This window comes from Bradyrhizobium sp. TM233 (assembly GCF_036247965.1).
Classification (GTDB): Bacteria; Pseudomonadota; Alphaproteobacteria; order Rhizobiales; family Xanthobacteraceae; genus Bradyrhizobium; species Bradyrhizobium ottawaense.
In genome coordinates this window covers 428,119-445,800 of sequence record NZ_BTIG01000004.1, presented here as the reverse complement: position 1 = coordinate 445,800, position 17,682 = coordinate 428,119, and the positions used below count along the sequence as shown (strand labels likewise).

Annotated in this window: 18 protein-coding genes; 12 read left to right on the top strand and 6 right to left on the bottom strand. The window is 64.4% G+C overall.

Features of this window, described 5'->3' with window-relative positions:
- Positions 1 to 10 precede the first annotated feature (10 nt).
- Complete coding sequence (locus AABA86_RS13280) at positions 11 to 931, bottom strand: PepSY domain-containing protein (protein ID WP_338307129.1); 921 nt, start codon at positions 929 to 931, stop codon at positions 11 to 13.
- A 312-nt stretch (positions 932 to 1,243) separates the two neighbouring features.
- A complete protein-coding gene (locus tag AABA86_RS13275) occupies positions 1,244 to 2,224 on the bottom strand; it encodes a tripartite tricarboxylate transporter substrate binding protein (RefSeq protein WP_338307128.1) in 981 nt (326 codons plus the stop codon).
- A 116-nt stretch (positions 2,225 to 2,340) separates the two neighbouring features.
- Here AABA86_RS13275 and AABA86_RS13270 point away from each other — a divergent pair, with 116 nt between their 5' ends.
- The 6 genes from AABA86_RS13270 to AABA86_RS13245 are packed head-to-tail and all read left to right on the top strand — an operon-like array spanning position 2,341 to position 7,214.
- Positions 2,341 to 3,051, top strand: coding sequence for a TetR/AcrR family transcriptional regulator (locus tag AABA86_RS13270; protein WP_338307127.1), 711 nt, complete (start codon positions 2,341 to 2,343; stop codon positions 3,049 to 3,051).
- Positions 3,052 to 3,081: 30 nt separating this feature from the next.
- On the top strand, positions 3,082 to 3,966 hold the full coding sequence (locus AABA86_RS13265) for an amidohydrolase family protein (protein ID WP_338307126.1): 885 nt from the start codon (positions 3,082 to 3,084) through the stop codon (positions 3,964 to 3,966).
- Between the two features lie 51 nt (positions 3,967 to 4,017).
- The gene (locus AABA86_RS13260) at positions 4,018 to 4,731 is read left to right on the top strand and encodes a PIG-L deacetylase family protein (RefSeq protein ID WP_338307125.1); all 714 of its coding nucleotides are present in this window, start codon (positions 4,018 to 4,020) and stop codon (positions 4,729 to 4,731) included.
- The gene (locus AABA86_RS13255) at positions 4,728 to 5,411 is read left to right on the top strand and encodes a 4-carboxy-4-hydroxy-2-oxoadipate aldolase/oxaloacetate decarboxylase (RefSeq protein ID WP_338307124.1); all 684 of its coding nucleotides are present in this window, start codon (positions 4,728 to 4,730) and stop codon (positions 5,409 to 5,411) included. The genes AABA86_RS13260 and AABA86_RS13255 overlap by 4 nt, the downstream gene beginning before the upstream one ends.
- Before the next feature lie 19 nt (positions 5,412 to 5,430).
- Positions 5,431 to 6,300: a hypothetical protein gene (locus AABA86_RS13250; RefSeq protein ID WP_338307123.1), complete on the top strand. Its 870-nt coding sequence runs from the start codon at positions 5,431 to 5,433 to the stop codon at positions 6,298 to 6,300.
- Positions 6,297 to 7,214, top strand: a complete 918-nt coding sequence (locus AABA86_RS13245) for an NAD(P)-dependent oxidoreductase (protein ID WP_338307196.1) — start codon at positions 6,297 to 6,299, stop codon at positions 7,212 to 7,214. The genes AABA86_RS13250 and AABA86_RS13245 overlap by 4 nt, the downstream gene beginning before the upstream one ends.
- A 16-nt stretch (positions 7,215 to 7,230) precedes the next feature.
- On the opposite strand, the gene AABA86_RS13240 is transcribed toward AABA86_RS13245, so the two are convergent.
- Positions 7,231 to 7,551: a hypothetical protein gene (locus AABA86_RS13240; protein ID WP_338307122.1), complete on the bottom strand. Its 321-nt coding sequence runs from the start codon at positions 7,549 to 7,551 to the stop codon at positions 7,231 to 7,233.
- A 210-nt stretch (positions 7,552 to 7,761) separates the two neighbouring features.
- A complete protein-coding gene (locus tag AABA86_RS13235; protein WP_338307121.1) occupies positions 7,762 to 9,003 on the bottom strand; it encodes an amidohydrolase family protein in 1,242 nt (413 codons plus the stop codon).
- A gap of 143 nt (positions 9,004 to 9,146) precedes the next feature.
- Here AABA86_RS13235 and AABA86_RS13230 point away from each other — a divergent pair, with 143 nt between their 5' ends.
- Together AABA86_RS13230 and AABA86_RS13225 are read left to right on the top strand one after the other, a co-directional pair.
- Positions 9,147 to 9,566 (top strand): nuclear transport factor 2 family protein, encoded by a 420-nt coding sequence (locus tag AABA86_RS13230; protein ID WP_338307120.1) that lies wholly within the window; start codon positions 9,147 to 9,149, stop codon positions 9,564 to 9,566.
- A gap of 159 nt (positions 9,567 to 9,725) precedes the next feature.
- Positions 9,726 to 10,634 (top strand): amino acid ABC transporter substrate-binding protein, encoded by a 909-nt coding sequence (locus tag AABA86_RS13225; RefSeq protein WP_338307119.1) that lies wholly within the window; start codon positions 9,726 to 9,728, stop codon positions 10,632 to 10,634.
- Positions 10,635 to 10,691: 57 nt separating this feature from the next.
- Here the strand turns inward: AABA86_RS13225 and AABA86_RS13220 are convergent, their stop codons facing one another.
- Both AABA86_RS13220 and AABA86_RS13215 read right to left on the bottom strand, forming a co-directional pair.
- Positions 10,692 to 11,903 carry an acyl-CoA dehydrogenase family protein gene (locus AABA86_RS13220; RefSeq protein ID WP_212246596.1) on the bottom strand — a complete coding sequence of 404 codons (1,212 nt, stop codon included), beginning with the start codon at positions 11,901 to 11,903 and terminating at the stop codon, positions 10,692 to 10,694.
- 55 nt (positions 11,904 to 11,958) lie between these two features.
- Positions 11,959 to 13,584: a long-chain fatty acid--CoA ligase gene (locus AABA86_RS13215; protein ID WP_338307118.1), complete on the bottom strand. Its 1,626-nt coding sequence runs from the start codon at positions 13,582 to 13,584 to the stop codon at positions 11,959 to 11,961.
- Between the two features lie 176 nt (positions 13,585 to 13,760).
- Here AABA86_RS13215 and AABA86_RS13210 point away from each other — a divergent pair, with 176 nt between their 5' ends.
- From AABA86_RS13210 to AABA86_RS13195, 4 genes are all read left to right on the top strand, one after another.
- Positions 13,761 to 15,614, top strand: a complete 1,854-nt coding sequence (locus tag AABA86_RS13210) for a flavin-containing monooxygenase (RefSeq protein ID WP_338307117.1) — start codon at positions 13,761 to 13,763, stop codon at positions 15,612 to 15,614.
- A gap of 35 nt (positions 15,615 to 15,649) precedes the next feature.
- Entirely contained in the window at positions 15,650 to 16,468 is an 819-nt protein-coding gene (locus AABA86_RS13205; protein ID WP_212246593.1) for a lytic murein transglycosylase, read from the top strand.
- A gap of 143 nt (positions 16,469 to 16,611) precedes the next feature.
- Positions 16,612 to 16,833, top strand: a complete 222-nt coding sequence (locus AABA86_RS13200) for a hypothetical protein (RefSeq protein WP_018319783.1) — start codon at positions 16,612 to 16,614, stop codon at positions 16,831 to 16,833.
- A 12-nt stretch (positions 16,834 to 16,845) separates the two neighbouring features.
- Positions 16,846 to 17,268 carry a hypothetical protein gene (locus AABA86_RS13195; RefSeq protein ID WP_212246591.1) on the top strand — a complete coding sequence of 141 codons (423 nt, stop codon included), beginning with the start codon at positions 16,846 to 16,848 and terminating at the stop codon, positions 17,266 to 17,268.
- Positions 17,269 to 17,682 lie beyond the last annotated feature (414 nt).

Genomic DNA, 17,682 nt, shown 5'->3' with positions numbered 1-17,682 from the left:
CTCCGAGCGATCAGCGGGCGCCGACAACGGCCGCGCCGGCCTGGCGGTCCGAGCGCGGTCGCCGCTTGCGCAGTTTACGTCGGGCCCAGATCAGGAGGCCGGTGGACAGGAGCGCCAACAGTGCGATCGACGTCACGACGTTGAGCGGCGAGGCGATCAGGGCCGACCAGTTTCCTTCATGGATCAGGCGCGGCCAGTTGCGCGGCAGCGGCGTGACCTCCGACGAATTGACGGCGTAGGCGCGTAGTTCTCCGCCGTCATAGAGTCGCGCCATCATGCGGCCACCGCGTATACCGATCGAGATCACGTGCGTGAGGTCATGGGAGGCCGCGACCATGCGTATCGCGTCTGGCAGGGCGAGGGGACGGCCGCTGGCCGGAGCGGCTCCGCTCTGGAACGTCAGGCCGAACGCCATGCACAGGCCCGTCAGCGGGCTCAACAGGACCAGCGGCAGCGCGAACCAGGCCGTGCCCTTGTGCCATCCGGAGAGCGTGTTGCGCAGCCGCGGCAATCCCATGAGGATGCCGAGCAGCATCAGGGTGACCATGGCGATGGTCGAGCTCGTCACCAGCCACGCCTGGCCGAGCAGCCGTTCATGCGTGACGCGCGCCCACCGGAAGAGATCGGTCAGGCCGGAGCTGGCCGCGGCGGGTGCGCCGGTCGCGAGATCGATCGTCGGTGCGCCGGGGCCTTGCAGCGTCATCCGCTGGCTAGCCGCATTGATCGAAAGCCCGCGCGCCTTGTTGTCCGGATCGTACGTCTTCACCAGTTCGACGACGCGCGCGGGATCGATCGCCGGACCGCCGATGCCACTGACTTGCACCGGCGGCTCGAACGACAGGATCAGGCCGGTCGCGATGATCGCGAACAGGGGAAGCGCAAAGACCAGCGTGATCCAGCGATGGAGTGTCAACAAGAGGGGTCTGTTCATTCTTCGGTCTCCGGCGATCTTAGACACTGGTCGCCTAGCGCAGCCCCGATGGCAAATGACGCTTTGTCCACGTTGCCGCGTTGATTTGCAGCAAATGGAATCGAGACTATCGACGATGCTGCGATCGCCAATCGTTCGCAGGTTTTCGAGAACCTGCCGCAGCCGCGTCGTGCGTTCTCGCCCGGCGAGACCTACTCGCGCGTCGCCTTCGTCGCGCCGCGCTGGCGGGCGCACCAGCAAGGCTGGATGATTGCGGCCGCCCGCAGGGCGGTGCGGGCGAGGCGTCCAGAGAAGCCCCTCATGCAAGGAGCCTCACTGCGCGCGGATGTTGGCAGCCTTCAGCACCGGCTCCCATTTGGTCGCCTCTGCGTGCATGTAGGCGTCAAACTCCTTGGCGGAGGAGCCGACCGGAGCGGCGCCGATCTTGCCGAGCGTCGACAGCACGTTCGGATCCTGCAGCGCCGCCTTGAGATCGGTTTCGAGCTTCGCCACGATCTCCGGCGGCATTTTTGCCGGACCAAGCACGCCCCACCAGACCGAGACGTCATAGCCGGAGACCCCGGACTCGGCGACGGTCGGGACATTCGGCAGCGCCTTGGAGCGTTCGGCCGAGGTCACGGCGAGGGCGCGCACCGGACCGCCTTCGAGCTGGCCGATCGCTTCCGCAAGCGGATTGATGCTGAGCGGGATTTCGCCTGATATCACGGCCGTCAGCGCCGGTGCGCCGCCCTTGTAGGGGATCGCGACAATCCTGGTGCCGGACATGTGTTTCAACAGCTCGCCGGCCAGATGCGCCGAGGTGCCGTTGCCGGACATGCCGTAAGAGAGCTTGTCGGGCTCCTTCTTCGCAGCGGCCAGGAGATCGCCGAGCGTCTTGTAGGGGCTGTCTTTGGCCACGACGATCGCGAGCGGCGAGGAAGCGACCTCGCTGATCGCGGTAAAGTCCTTGAACGTGTCGTAGGGCACGCTGGGATAGATGAACTGGTTGAGCGGATGGCCGCTCGCGACCAGGATCAGCGTGTAGCCGTCGGGTGCGGCCTGCGTCAGCGCCTGCGAGGCAACGATGCCGCCGGCGCCGGGACGGTTGTCGACCACCGGCTGCTGCCCCCAGGTTTTTGCCAGTGCCTGTCCAAGCGTGCGGGCGAGCACGTCGACCGCACCGCCGGCCGCGTAGGGCACGAGGATGTGAACCGGCTTGCTCGGATAATTGTCGGCGGCCTGCGCGGCGCTGCCCGCGAGCAGCAAACCGGCGCCAAGCATCAATCCGCCGATTGTCTTGTTCAAACCCAGCATTTCCCAGCACTCCTTGCGGGCGTTTGCGTGCTTGCGGCCGGTCTTCCGACCCGCCCGGACGCCGCCCATGGTTTTTGTTGACGAGACCTGATCTTTTGTACGATAGTACAAATCACATGGTACGCAAGCCCACCAGCAAGGAATCGGCCCGCAAGCCGAACATGCGCGAGGCGATCCTCGCCGCGGCCGAGGAGCTGTTCGCCACCAACGGCTTCAACGCCGTCTCGGTGCGCGACATCGCGCAAGCCGCCGGGGCCAATCCCGGCAGCGTGACCTATCATTTCAAGACCAAGGACGGCCTGCTGCTGGAGATCTACCGGCGTCATTGCGGGCCGATGAATTTGCGCCGTTCGGAGCTGCTCGCGGCGGCGAAACGCGTGCGCGATCTGCAGGACCGGCTGGAGGCGATCGTGCGCGCCTATGTGGTGCCGGCCTTCACCTCGGGCAGCGATCTCGCCGGTGGCGGGGCGCGCTTCACGCGCCTGCGCGCGGTGATGTCGGCCGAGGGCAACGAGGTCGCGCGAAAAATCATCGCGCAGACCTTTGACGACACCAGCCACGCCTTCATCGACGCGATCCACGAGAGCCTGCCGCACATTCCGCGCACCGACATCGTCTGGCGCAGCCACTTCCTGCTCGGCGCACTCTATTATTCGCTGGTGACGCCGGATCGCGTCTCGCGCCTGTCGCGCGGCGCGGCCGACGGCAGCGACCCCGCCAATGCCATCGAGCAATTGGTGCAGGCCACCGTTGCCGCATTCCAGGCGCCTCCGCTCGATCATGCCGCGCCGGCGCGGCGGCGGCCGGTCGTCGGCAGCAAGACTTGAAAGAAGCGGTCTCGCTCGGCGGTTGAAGTGATGACGATGACGTACACGCCCACCATTCCGCCGCCCGATCCGAACACGCGCACGCCCAAGTTCAGGCTGCCGAAGCTGTCATGCGACGCGCATTGCCACATCTTCGGGCCCGGCGCGAAATACCCTTACGCGCCTGACCGGTCCTACACGCCGCCGGACGCGCCGCTGGAGGATTTCAGGGCGTTGCATGCCAGGCTCGGCGTGGAGCGTGCGGTCATCGTCAATGCCAGCGTCCACGGCACCGACAACAGTGTGGCGCTCGATGCGATCGCGCAGAGCAACGGTGCCTATCGCGCGGTCGCCAATATCGACGACAGCATCACCGAGCGCGAGCTCCGTGTGCTGCACGAGGGCGGCTTCCGTGGCTGCCGCTTCAATTTCGTCCGCCATCTCGGCGGCGTGCCCGACAAGGGCGTGTTCGATCGCGTCATCGCCATGGTCGCGCCGCTCGGCTGGCACATCGACCTGCATTTCGATGCGATCGACCTGCCTGAATATGCCGACATGCTGACCAGGCTGCCGCTGAACTACACCATCGACCATATAGGACGGGTGAAGGCCTCCGAAGGGCTCGACCAGCTCCCGTTCAGGATCCTGATCGAGCTGATGCAGCGCGACGAGAAGTGCTGGGTGAAGATCTGCGGCTCGGAGCGGGTATCCTCCAGCGGCCCTCCGTTTACCGACGCGGTACCGTTCGCGCGAAAGATCGTCGAGACCGCGCCGGATCGCGTCATCTGGGGCACCGACTGGCCGCATCCCAACGTCAAGGTCATGCCGAATGACGGCGACCTCGTCGACCTGATTCCGCTGTTCGCGCCGGAGCCGGAGTTCCAGCAGAAGATCCTGGTCGACAATCCGGCGCGCCTGTTCGAGTTCGACGCATGACAGGCCCATGATCGATTTAACGTCTACAAACGAAAGAGGGGAGTTTCTCCCATGAAGACAGGTCTTGTCGTCACCGCTCATCCCGGCGATTTTGTCTGGCGCGCCGGCGGCGCGATCGCGCTGCATGCGAAGAAGGGTTATCGCATGAAAATCGTCTGCATGTCCTTTGGCGAGCGCGGCGAGAGCCAGTTCGCCTGGAAGGAGAAGGGCGCGACGCTGGAATCGGTCAAGGCCGGCCGCAAGAACGAGGCGGAGCGGGCGGCAAAGCTGCTCGGGGCCGAGATCGAGTTCTTCGATTGCGGCGACTATCCGTTGAAGCTGACCGAAGCGCATTTCGACCGCATGGTCGACATCTACCGCGAGCTCAATCCGAGCTTCGTGCTGACTCACGCGCTGGAAGACCCCTATAATTTCGACCACCCGAACGCGGCGCATTTCGCGCAGGAGACCCGCGTCGTCGCGCAGGCCATGGGTCACAAGCCCGGTGCGCAGTACAAATATTCGGCCCCGCCGGTGTTCCTGTTCGAGCCGCACCAGCCCGAGCAGTGCAATTACAAGCCGGATCTGCTCCTCAAGATCGACGAGGTCTGGAAGGAGAAGTACGAGGCGTTCCAGATCCTCGCCGCGCAAAAGCATCTCTGGGGCTATTACGAGCGGGTCGCGCTCAACCGCGGCATTCAGGGCAGCCGCAACACCGGCGTGCCCATGACTTATGGCGAGGCCTATCAGCGCCTGTTCCCGACGGTTGCGGAGGAACTGGCATGAAGCCGGTCGTCGTTCGTAACATCGAGCGCGCCGATCCCGCCGGCATGGCGGAATACGGCGTCTCGACCGTGCATGAAGCCTATGGGCGCTTCGGCCTGATGAAGCCTTATTTGCGGCCGGTCTGGCCGGGTGCGTCGATTGCGGGGCCCGCCGTCACCGTGCTGGCGCAGCCGGGCGACAACTGGATGATCCACGTCGCGGTCGAGCAGTGCAGGAAAGGCGACATCCTCGTCGTCGGCTGCACGACTGACAATACCGACGGCATGTTCGGCGAATTGCTGGCGACCTCGCTCCAAGCGCGCGGCGTGCAAGGGTTGATCATCGATGCCGGCTGCCGCGACGTCAAAGCGCTGCACGAGATGAGGTTTCCGGTGTGGTCGCGCGCGGTCTCGGCCAAGGGCACGGTCAAGGCGACGCTCGGCTCGGTCAACGTCCCGGTGGTCTGCGCCGGCGTCAATGTCGATCCCGGCGACATCGTCGTCGCCGATGACGACGGCGTCGTCGTGGTGCCGAAGCGCTATGCGGCTGAAGTGGCCGAGAAGGCGAAGAAGCGCAACGCGGATGAAGGCGGCAAGCGCCAGCGCCTTGCCTCGGGCGAGCTGGGCCTCGACATGTACGGCATGCGCGGGGCGCTGGCGAAGGCCGGGCTCGTCTATGTCGACAATCCCGAGGACGTCTGAAACGAACCGGAGCGGGTGGATGGATCGTCTCAAGCTGAAGGCCGTGCTTGGCAATCACCCCCATGTCCAGGCGGTGAAGAGGGGTGAGCTCCGTTCCGACCTCTTCCACCTCGACTTCATCGAATACACGCCGACCAACACCGCGTTCAAGCCGATGGTGCGCGAACAGGCCTTCGACGTCTGCGAGATGGCGATCGTCACCTATCTGATGGCGAAAGCGCACGGCAAGCCGCTGGCGCTGCTGCCGGCGACCATGCTTGGCCGCTTCCAGCATTCCTATGCGCTCTATGATCCGGCGCGGGGAACGCTCGGGCCGTCGGATCTCGAAGGCAAGCGTGTTGGCATCCGCTCGTTTACGACGACGACCGGCGCCTGGATCAGGGGCATCCTCGCCAACGATTACGGCGTCAATCTCGACAAGATCCGCTGGATCACCTTCGAGGATCCGCACGTGGCCGAATATGTCGACACCACCGAGCGCGCCCCGAGGGACAAGAAGATCCTGCAGATGCTGCTCGACGGTGAGCTCGACGCCGTCCTGGGCGAGACCTCTGACAATCCCAAGCTGAAGCCTCTATTCCCTGATCCCGCTGCCGAAGCTGCCAGATGGTACGTCCGGCGGGGCGTTGTGCCGGTCAATCATCTGGTGGTCGTGACCGAGCAGCTCGCGAAATCGCGCCCGGACGTGGTCACAGGCATCTATGATCTGCTCAAGCGGAACAAGGAACAGATGGGCCCTGCGACAGTGCCCGACCTTGTCCCGTTCGGGATCGAGGCCAACCGGAAGCCGCTGGAGCTGATCGTCGACTACGCATTCCAACAGGCGCTGATCCCGCGCCGCTATGCTGTCGAGGAGCTGTTCGACGAGACGACACGAGGATTGAACTGATGGTGGATCCGAAACGATGGCAGATCGGGCTGGTCGGCTACGGCGAAGTCGGCAAGATCTTGGCCGAGGATTTGCGCCAGCAGGACATCAAGATCTCGGCCTATGACATCAAGCTCGGGGGCGAGCACAGCGCGCCGCTGAAGGAGCATGCGGCGAAACACGGTGTGACGCTGGCAGCATCTCATGCTGAGCTGACGGCGAAGTCGGACTTCGTCATCTCCGCCGTCACCGCGAGCCAGGCGGTGCCTGTCGCAGAGGCCTGCGCCGCTGCGATCAACCAGGGCACCTGGTTCCTCGATTTCAATTCGGCCTCACCCGGCGCCAAGCAGCGCGCCGCTGCGCTGATCGACGGCGCTGTGGGTCGCTATGTCGAGGGCGCGGTGATGACCTCGGTGCCGCCGTACCGCATCAAGGTGCCGCTGCTGCTCGGCGGCCCCGGCGCGAGAGAGTTGGAGCCGCTGCTGAATATTATCGGCTTTGCCGCGAAGGTCGCGAGCGACAAGCTCGGCGTGTCCTCCGCGGTGAAGATGTGCCGCAGCATCATGATCAAGGGCCTGGAGGCCATGGTCATCGAGAGTTTTACGACCGCGCGCGCCTACGGCGTCGAGGATGCGGTGCTGGCCTCGCTCGCGGAGACGTTCCCCGGGATCAACTGGGAAAAGCAGGGCGCCTATTTCTTCCAGCGCGTGATCGAGCACGGCCGCCGGCGTGCCGAGGAAGTGCGTGAGGTCGCGGAGACCGTGCGTGAGGCGGGGCTGACGCCGTGGTCCGCGCAGGGCACAGCCGAGCGGCAGGCCTGGGTGGCCGATCTCGCCGATGAAGGGCTGTTCGGAACGAAGGGCACGAAGGAGTTCGCCCGCAGTGCCGATTGGCGTACCGAGGCAGATCGAATCCTGGCGAAAGTCAAGCGCTGACGCCGAACAGGCGCGTTCAGCTCAAGACCCTGTGGCCGTCGTGACAGTTCGAGATTTCGTCGCGGGCGAGCTCGATCAGGTCGACCAGGCGCTTGGCCTCGCGGACGACCTGCTCCTTGGCGGGCGCGGTGCGGAACTCGGAGAGAATCATGCGGATGCACTTGTCGGCGGTATCGAGCGTCCAGAGCGCGCGGGTCATGTCGTCCTGCGTGTGGATCGCCGAGATATCGAGGCTCGATAGGACTTCGCCGATTCCATTCAGTCGCTTGACGGCCGTTTCCGCCGGCGTGCTGGCCCGAATGGAGCGATAATCCATGCTACTGAATGCGCTGAACATATACATACTTCCCCACTGAACACAGATCGTCCAGTGCGCCCCCTTAGTATGATCCGGACGGCCTGTTGTGCAATGCGAACAGCTACGGTCCGGGATTCTACCGGACTTGGATCTGGGGACGGATCGGCCGTGAAATCGGAACGGAATGGTCCGATAAATCATTGGCTTTTCCCCGACGATTTTACCGTTGGAACCCCGACTGGCAACGCGTCAGCTCCCGGGCCGGAACAGTGCAGGCCGCTGCCGCACAAACGTCTGACGGCCATCCTTGAAGCCCATCATGACGTCGGGCAGCTCGGCGATGGCGAAGCGGTTGTCCTGCGTGTCGAGCACGATGAGATCGGCGGGATTGCCGACCTTGATGCCGTAATCGTCCAAGTTCATCAGCCGCGCCGGCAGCTCGGTCACGAGATCGAGGCAGGTGTCGAAATCCCCGACCGAGGCGTGTGCGACATTGGCGTAGAAGTTCGCCATCCGCAGCAATGAGGCGTCGCCAAACGGCGTGAAGGGATTGAGGACGTTGTTTGTCGCGACCGAGCAAACCACGCCGTCGCCCGCGAGCTTGTGGGCGAGGGTCAGGCCGCGCGGGGCGTTGTGGGTGGCTTCGCGCCCCATGAGATAGAGATCGGTCGCTGGCAGCACGGTGACGGCGACGCCGGCTCTTGCCAGTTGTGCGGTGGCAGCCTTCATCCGTTCGGGTGGCAACGCCGAGAGCTTTGTCGCATGGCCGATCGCGACGCGTCCGTGATAGTTGCGCCGCTCGGTCTGGCGGCAGACCTCGTCGAGATGCCACCAGGAGGGATCGAGATCGAAGTCGAGATGGAGGTCGACGTCGACGTCGAACTCCTGGGCGAGATCGAAGATGCGCTCGAGATGCGCGGTCGGATCGGTGTCGGTATAGGGACAGCCGCCGATCGTCTCGCCGCCGTCGCGCAGCGCCTGGATCAGCAGCTCTTCGCTGCCGGGATCGTTGGTCAGGCCCTCCTGCGGGAAGACGCAGAGCGACAGGTCGAGCGCCCAGGCGTAGTCGCGCTTCAGCGTCTTCACCGCCTCGAAGCTGCGCAGGCCGATCCGCCGATCGATTTCCACATGCGTACGCATGCGCGTCGTGCCGTGCACGATCGCGCGTTCGAGCACCTTGGCGCCGCGGGCGTAGACGTCATCGACGGTGAAGTCGCGTTTCATCGCCGATACGGCTCGGATGGCGTCACTGAGACTGCCGTGATCGTGGCCGCAGCGGTCGAGCAGGCAGGCCTTGTCGAGGTGGATGTGGGTGTCGACGAAGCCGGGCAGGGCGAGGTGCCCGCCGATATCGACCTCGACCGCTTCGCAGGCGAGCTTTGGCTCGATCGCGGCGATCCGGCCGCCTTTCACGCCGACGTCGACGGGCGCGGCAGATGATCGCAATAATGCGTTACGGAAGACCAGGTCGAAGGCGGGCTGGGTGATCATGGCTCTTGCGGACGGAATTTAGAGCAATCAACCGGGATCGGCGGCTCCAGATTGTCGGCAGTGTAGCGAGGCAAATGTTCAAAATATATGCATGGATTCCGTGACCGTGGCGGTAGTATTCCGCGAACCGGGGAGAGCCTGCCATGTCCGTTGCCGCCAGAGCCGAAACTGCTCATTTGTCCGACGCCGCGATCGTGGAGGCCTATCTCACGGCATCGATGATTCCCGATCCCGACGCTGCGGCCGCCTATATGGCGCCGGGCACCGTGATCACCTTCACCGGCGGGCGCGAGTTCGATCATCCGCGCGGCCCGACCGGCTTCAACGCCAAGCGCTACCGCTGGGTCAAGAAGAAGATGGACCGGTTCGACGTCTGCCCCGGCGACGGCGAGACCGTGGTTTACAGCGTCGGCACGCTCTACGGCGAATGGAAGGATGGGACCCCGTTCGAGGGCAACCGTTACGTCGACCGCTTCGTGGTGCGCAATGGCAAGATCACCAAGATGGACGTCTGGAACGACAGCGCCGAGCGCATCCTGGTCCAGCACGGCATCGACTCGTAAGGGCCGTCTCGCCACGCGTGGAGGCGAACGGCCGCTCGTCATATCGAAAGCTGCGATAGCTGATAGGCGCTAGCCTGTCTGGCGGCTGGCGCGCCCCTGCGCTATCAAGTTCCGCGATTGCGCCCGGCATGGAGGCGCGAGCCCCTCTAGGAGCAGCCGATGCGTCTACCCACCGTTATCCTGGCCCTGACCTGTCTTGCAGGCGCAGCTTCAGCCGAAGACCTGTCGGGCACGCTCCAGAAGGTCAAGGAGACCAAGAAGATCACCCTAGGCTATCAGGAGGCCTCGGTCCCGTTCAGCTATCTGGACGGCGACCAGAAGCCGGTCGGTTTTGCCATGGAGATCTGCCTGAGGATCGTCGATGCCGTGAAGAAACAGCTGGGCATGCCCGACATCGCCGTCGACACGCTCGCGGTGACCTCGTCGAACCGGATCCCGCTGATGGTCAACGGCACGCTCGACCTGCACTGCTCGGCGACCACCAACAACGCCGATCGCCAGAAGCAGGTCGCCTTCACCAACACGCATTTCCTCAGTGCGACCCGATTTGCAGCCAAGAAGGCCACGAAGATCAACACCATCGACGATCTCAAGGGCAAGGCGGTCACGGCCGTGGCCGGCTCGGTCAACCTGACGCAGCTCGCCAAGGTCAATACGGAACGCAATCTCGGCATCAGCCTGATGCCGGCGAAGGACCAGGCCGAGGCCTTCCTGCTCTTGGAAACCGACCGCGCCCAGGCCTACGCACTCGACGACGTGCAACTCGCTGTCGCGATCGCGCGCTCGAAGGAGCCGCAAGCCTTCATGATCAGCGAGGAGGCGTTCTCCAAGCCGGAGCCCTACGGCATCATGCTGCGGCGGGAGGATGCGCCGTTCAAGGCGCTCGCCGACCGTGCGACTGCGGAGCTCTATGCAAGCCCGGAGATCGAGGTGCTCTACAAGAAATGGCTGCAGTCCCCGACGCCGCCGAACGGCCTCAACTACAACGTCCCGATGTCGCCCGCCCTGCGCAACGCCTTCAAGAAGCCGAGCTGGAGCGCAGATCCTGATGTGTATGTGGTGAACTGAGGCGGGGGACCCAGGCGCGCGGGGAAACGCCGCGCGCGCTCTCGGCGAACACGTCGTCTACGCGTTCGAATATTTCTTCAGCTCGAACCGCGCGATCTGGTTCCGGTGCACCTCGTCCGGGCCATCGGCAAGCCGCAGCAAGCGCGCGGTGGCGTAGGCCTGGGTCAGCCCGAAATCGTTCGAGGTGCCGCCGCCGCCATGGGCCTGGATCGCCCAGTCGATGACCTGGCAGGCCATGTTGGGCACGGCGACCTTGATCATCGCGATCTCGGCTTTCGCCACCTTGTTGCCGACCGTGTCCATCGCATAGGCCGCGTTCAGCGTCAGCAGCCGGGCCTGCTCGATCATGATGCGGGATTCCGCGATGCGCTCCTGCGTCACGGTCTGCTCCGAGACCGGCTTGCCGAAGGCGACGCGGCTGCGCACCCGGCGGCACATCTTCTCCAGCGTACGTTCGGCAAGGCCAATCAGCCGCATGCAATGGTGGATGCGGCCCGGGCCGAGGCGGCCCTGCGCGATCTCGAAGCCGCGGCCTTCGCCGAGCAGCATGTTCTCCTTGGGGACCCGCACATTGGTGAAGACGACCTCGGAGGCCCGGTCAGGCACGCCGTAGAAGCCGAACACGGGCAGGGGGCGCTTCACCTCGATGCCCGGCGTGTCCATCGGCACCAGGATCATCGATTGCTGCTTGTGGCGGTCGAGATTGTCAGGGTCGGTCTTGCCCATGAAGATGCAGATCTTGCAGCGCGGGTCGGTCGCGTTGGTCGTGTACCATTTGCGGCCGTTGATGACGTAGTGGTCGCCGTCGCGCAGGATCGAGCTTTCGATGTTGGTCGCATCGGATGAGGCGACCGCAGGCTCGGTCATGGCGAAGCAGGAACGGATCTCGCCTGCGAGCAGCGGCTTCAGCCAGCGCTCCTTGTCCTTCTCCGAACCGTAACGCTCCAGCACCTCCATGTTGCCGGTGTCGGGCGCCGAGCAGTTGAACACTTCCGGCGCCAGATGCGAGCGGCCCATCACCTCGCAGAGCGGGGCGTATTCGAGGTTGGTCAGGCCTGCGCCATGGCCGGACTCCGGCAGGAACAGATTCCAGAGGCCTTCCGCACGCGCCAGCGGCTTCAGCTCCTCGACGACGGGATAGACCTTCCAGGGTCCCAGCTCTTCCGCCTCGCGATAGAAGCGTTCCTCGTTGGGATAGATGTGCCGGTCCATGAAGCTCTCGAGCTTGCGCTTGAGCTCGACGACTTTTGGCGACATCGGGTAAAGCATCTTTGGTCTCCTTGATCGATCGGCGGCGCCGGCTTCGGCGCGATCGAGCGTCGCTTCAAGCGACGCGGTAGTCCCTGAACTTCTCGCGCAGCGTGGATTTGAGCACCTTGCCCGTGCCGGTCATCGGGAATTCGTCGAGGAATTCGACGGCGTCCGGCATCCACCAGCTCGCGATCTTCGGGCGCATGTGGTCGAGCAGCGTCTTGCCGTCGACGGTCGCGCCTTTCTTGCGGACGACGAGGAGGAGGGGACGCTCCTGCCATTTCTCATGGTTGATCGCGACGACCGCGGCCTGAAGCACATCGGGATGCGACAAGGCAACGTCCTCGAGCTGGATCGAGGAGATCCACTCGCCGCCGGACTTGATTACGTCCTTGGAGCGGTCGGTGAGCGTGACGTGGCCCTGTGGGTCGATCACGGCCATGTCGCCGGTGATCAGCCAGCCGTCGCGGTCGAGACCTTCCTCCAACTTCATGTAGCCGGAGGCGACCCAGGGGCCACGGGCGCGCAAATGGCCGACAGACTTGCCGTCGCGTGGCAGCTCGACGCCGGCATCGTCGACGATGCGCAAGCTCGTGCCGAAGCAGGCACGGCCCGACACTTGCCGCCGGTCGAGCTTCTCCTTGTCGCTGAGATGCTCCGAGCCGGGCCTTAAGCCCGGCATCGAGCAGCCCAGTGCCTCGGTCATGCCCCAAGCCTGGATGTAGTCGATATTGTAGTCGCGCTTGAGCTTCTCGACCATCGCGCGCGGCGGCGCCGAGCCCGACGACAACGTTGCCCGCAGCGTGGAGAACTTGTTGCCGGTGCGCCCCAGCCAGTCGAGCAGGATCAGCCAGAAGCTCGGCACGCCCGCCGACAGCGTCACCTTCTCGCCTTCGAGCAATTCATAGAGCTTGTCGGGCTCGTAATTGCGGCCGGGCAGCACCAGCTTGGAGCCGGTATAGGGCGCGGTGAACGGCATGTTCCAGCCATTGCCGTGGAAGAGCGGCGCCATCGGCATCATCACCTCGCGCACACCTTCGACATGTCCCGGCAGGAAGTCGAAATTGCAGCATGTCATGGTCTGCAGGATCGCGGCGCGGTGCGAATAGATCACGCCCTTGGGATTGCCGGTCGTGCCCGAGGTGTAGCAGATGGTGGAGGCGGATTTTTCGTCGAACTCCGGCCAGGTGAAGCCGGCGTCGTTCTCCTTGTCGAGAAGCTCCTCGTAGCAATGCACGTTGGCGAGCTTGGTCTCGGGCATTCGCTCGCGCGACGACATCACGACATAGGCTTCGATCGTCTTGAGCTGCGGCGCGATCGCCTCGACGATCGGCAGCGTGGCGCGGTCGATGAACAGCAGGCGATCTTCGGCGTGGTTGATGATGTAGACGAGCTGTTCGGGAAACAGCCGCGGATTGATGGTGTGCAGCACGTAGCCCATGCCGGGCGCGGCATAGAACATCTCGAAATGACGATGCGTATTCCAGGCCAGCGTGCCGACGCGATCGCCTTGTTTCATGCCGAGCCGCTTCAGCGCCAGCGCCATGCGCTTGATGCGCGGATGGGCGTCCGCATAGGTGTAACGATGAATGTCGCCCTCGATCTCGCGCGCGACGATCTCGGCTTCACCGTGATAGTCCGCGGCATACTGGATCAGGCCGCTGATCAGAAGCGGCATGTCCATCATCAATCCCTGCATGGTCTCCTCCACGGCCACGTCGTTGCGTGGCGTTGCCCTTGTGATTTGCGCTTGAGGTTAGCGGAACGTCACGCGGCGTTCACGCAAAAAACATTGGACGCGATTGCATGCGTCACTTTTTCGGGGCTAACTGATCCGAGCTGCCGGCGAAGCAGCGTTCTCCGTGGAGGAAATGCATGTCAGCGGAAAGACACAAGACCGGTGCAACCGGCGAACCTACGGTCGATATTGCAGCCCTCCGCGCGCGCTATCGCGATGAGCGCGACCGCCGTTTGCGTGCCGAGGGCAAGGCCCAGTATGTCGAGGTAACAGGGGAATTCGGCCGCTACCTCGATGACCCCTGGGCCGATCCCGGATTTGCGCGCACACCTGTCAGTGAAGAGACTGAAGTGCTCGTCGTCGGTGGCGGCTTTGGCGGGCTTCTCTGTGCCGCGCGTCTGCGCGAGGCCGGCATCGATGATTTCCGTATCGTGGAAAAGGCTGCGGACTTCGGCGGCACCTGGTACTGGAATCGCTATCCCGGCGCGGCCTGCGATACCGAGAGCTACATCTACCTGCCGCTGCTGGAAGAGACCGGCTACATGCCGGTGCGCAAATACGCGCGGGCGCCGGAGATCTACGAGCACTCCCGCCGGATCGGCCGCCATTTCGGCATCTACGATCGCGCGCTGTTTCAGACCGTCATCTCGCGGATGGCATGGCAGGAGCAGGAGGCGCGTTGGCTGGTAGAGACCGATCGGGGCGATCGCATCCGTGCACGCTTCGTCATTCTCGCCGGAGGTCCGCTCAGCCGACCGAAGCTGCCGGGCATTCCCGGCATCGAGACCTTCAAGGGCCACAGCTTCCATACCAGTCGATGGGACTATGGCTACACCGGTGGCAATGCGGATGGCGGTCTGACCGGACTTGCCGACAAGCGCGTCGGAATCATCGGCACCGGCGCCACCGCCGTGCAATGCGTGCCGCATCTCGGCCGCTCGGCGAAGGAGCTCTATGTCTTCCAGCGCACGCCGTCCGCGATCGGCGTGCGCGACGACCGGCCGACGGATCGTGACTGGGCGCAGAGCCTCGCGCCCGGCTGGCAGCGCGAGCGCATGGACAATTTCACCGCCGTGATATCAGGCGAGCCGGTCGAACGGGACCTGGTGCAGGACGGCTGGACCGGCCTGCTCGGCGAGATCCTGCTGGCGCCGCGTCGTCAACCGCAGCCGGTGACCTCGATGGAAGAGGCGCTGAAGGTCATCGAGCAGGCCGACTATCGCAAGATGGAGGAGATCCGCGCCCGCGTCGACGCGGTCGTCGGGGACAAGGCGACCGCGGACGCGCTCAAGCCCTGGTACAAGGCGTTCTGCAAACGGCCCTGCTTCCACGACGAATATCTCGATATCTTCAATCGTCCCAACGTGCATCTCGTCGACACCAAAGGGCAGGGTGTCGATCGCATCACCGCGAACGCCGTCGTGGCTGGCGGCAAGGCTTACGAGCTCGACTGCCTGATCTACGCCAGCGGCTTCGAGGTCGGTACCGACTACGCCCGCCGCATGGGCTTTGAGGTCCATGGCCGCGACGGCATGAGCCTGACCGAGCGCTGGCAGGGCGGCGTCAAGACATTGCATGGCTTCTACAGCCGCGGCTTCCCGAACTGCTTCCTGATCGTCACGGTGCAGGCCGGCCAAAGCGCCAACTTCCCGCACATCATCGACGAGCAGTCGCAGCACATCGCCTATGTGATTGCAGAAGTGCGCAAGCGCAAAGCCCGGACGCTGGAGCCGACGCTCGCCGCCGAGAACGCCTGGGTCGACGAGGTCGTCAAGGCCGCGCTCGGCCGCCAGACCTATCTCGCCGAATGCACGCCCGGTTATTACAACAACGAGGGCGTGTTCGATCCGATCGCGGCGAGAAACAGCCAATATTGGCGCGGGCCGGTGGCGTTCCTGCGGCTGCTCGACAAATGGCGGAAGGAAGGCAATCTGGAAGGCCTCGAACTGTCCTATGATCAGGCCATGGAGTCGGCGCCTTCCACCGGGTAAGGTTGCGCCGATCGGTACAGGACGGGAGATTGGGTATGATCAGGGGCAGGGCTGTTGCGGGAGCGGTTGTTGGCGCAATGGCGCTGCTCGGGTGCCTGGCGCCCGCCGCCGAGGCCGCGCAATGCGGCAGCTCGCCGGCGGGGTTCGAGGCCTGGAAGCGTGAGTTCAGTGCGGAGGCACAGGGCAAGGGCATCGGCCAGACTGCGCTCTCGGCGCTGATGCAGACCAACTACGCCAGCGCCACCATCGCGGCCGACCGCGGCCAGCGCAGCTTTTCACTGACGCTCGACCAGTTCCTCGCCAAGCGCGGCGCCACCACCATCGTCGCCAAGGGGCGCCAGCTCAAGCAGTCGCAGGCCGCCTTGTTCGCCTCGATCCAGCAGCGCTATGGCGTCCCGCCCGGCCCGCTGCTCGCGATCTGGGGCATGGAGACCGGTTTCGGCAGCCAGCGCGGCAACCAGAACATGCTGTCGTCGATCGCAACCCTTGCCTATGACTGCCGCCGCCCCGAATTCTTCACCGACCAGCTCTACGCCGCCCTGAAGCTGGTCGACCGCGGCACGCTGTCGGGAGCGACCCGCGGCTCCATGCATGGCGAGGTCGGCCAGACCCAGTTCATGCCGAAGAACATCCTGGCCTATGGCACCGGCAATCTCGAAGTTGCCGCCAATGCACTGAACTCGACGGCGAATTTCCTCAAAGCCCATGGCTGGCGTGCGGGAGCCGGATACCAGCCGGGCGAGCCGAATTTCGTCGCCATCGAAGCCTGGAACGCCGCGGGCGTCTATCAGAAGGCGATCGCGCTGATGGGCCGGCAGATCGACGAGGGCGGCGGGGCGGCAGCCTCGCGCTGACGAAAACCCGTCCACTTCGCTCGAAAAAGGGCTCCTGCTCAGCAAGGCGTGATGCGCCGGCACGAGAAAGTTGTTGCCATCAGGAACCGACGGCACGAGGTTTGCTTTGATCAAATTCAGGGCTGGGCATGAGGAGACTCAACATGGCAACCCAGATCGTGATGGACCAGACTGGCGATACGCGCCACGAGTTTGATCCTGGCAATGCCGAAGCGCTGGCGCGAGCCGAACGGCGCTTTCGGGAGCTGACCGGGGCCGGCTTCACCGCCGCCCTTCGCAACGGACCCGGCGAAGTCACGCGTATCAGATCGTTCGACCCGACCGCGCAGGAAACCCTGTTCTATCCCCGCCTGGTCGGCGGTTGATCTGAGCTGCTCATGATTGCGGCGGTTTGGCTCCGCGGGCCGGCGCGTGCGCGTCTGCATGCGCTGCGTGAACTCTATCGGCGCTTCTTCGGCGAGAACACGCCGGATGCCCGTGGCCGCCGGCTGCTCTTCGAATGGCTCTCGTCCGCACAACGCGCGCAATTCGAAGAGCACCGGTATTTCGACGTCATCGGCTGCGATACCGGCAAGACCTATCGCATTCACTACGGCACTGCCGCCAATGTTCACGAAATCGACGGTGAAGGCCGGGCGATGATGGGGTGGTGTTTCGTCCCGTCAGGCTTCCTGGTGCCGGGCGATGTCATGCTGGCGCAGAAGATCGCGCTCGAGACGGACGAAAAAGGCGCGCTCGCGCTCGCCAACCGGTTTCCGCCGGCAACGCATTCGGAGCACTTCTACCGGCGGCCTTTTTAGCGGCCGAAACGGCGAAGCGGTCAGTGGTCAATAATGTGTGGTGCGGTAGGCATCCAACGCGTGCGCCGCGAAGACACCGGCGCTGCAAAGGGCGAGCAGGCCCGAGATCAGCTCGATCATAGCTCGTCCTCCCGTAGCGAATTGGCGACGAGGTTGCGGCAGCAGGAATAGTCGTAGATCAGGTCGAGGAGGAATTGCATGGTGGCCGTCCCTGTATTTATTTTGACAACGACTTAAACGGCCATCTGTTTCAGCGGTGTTTCGTCGCCTTGGGAAAGGGGTTTCGCGGGGAACCCTCGGGGCTGGTTTGTGCGCTGCGGTCCCGCCGTTGCTGAGCCCTTTGGCCGCCTCTTCGGGGGCGGCGCACGACATTGCCAGGCAAACTCATGGCCAGGCCAAATCATGGCCCGGCAA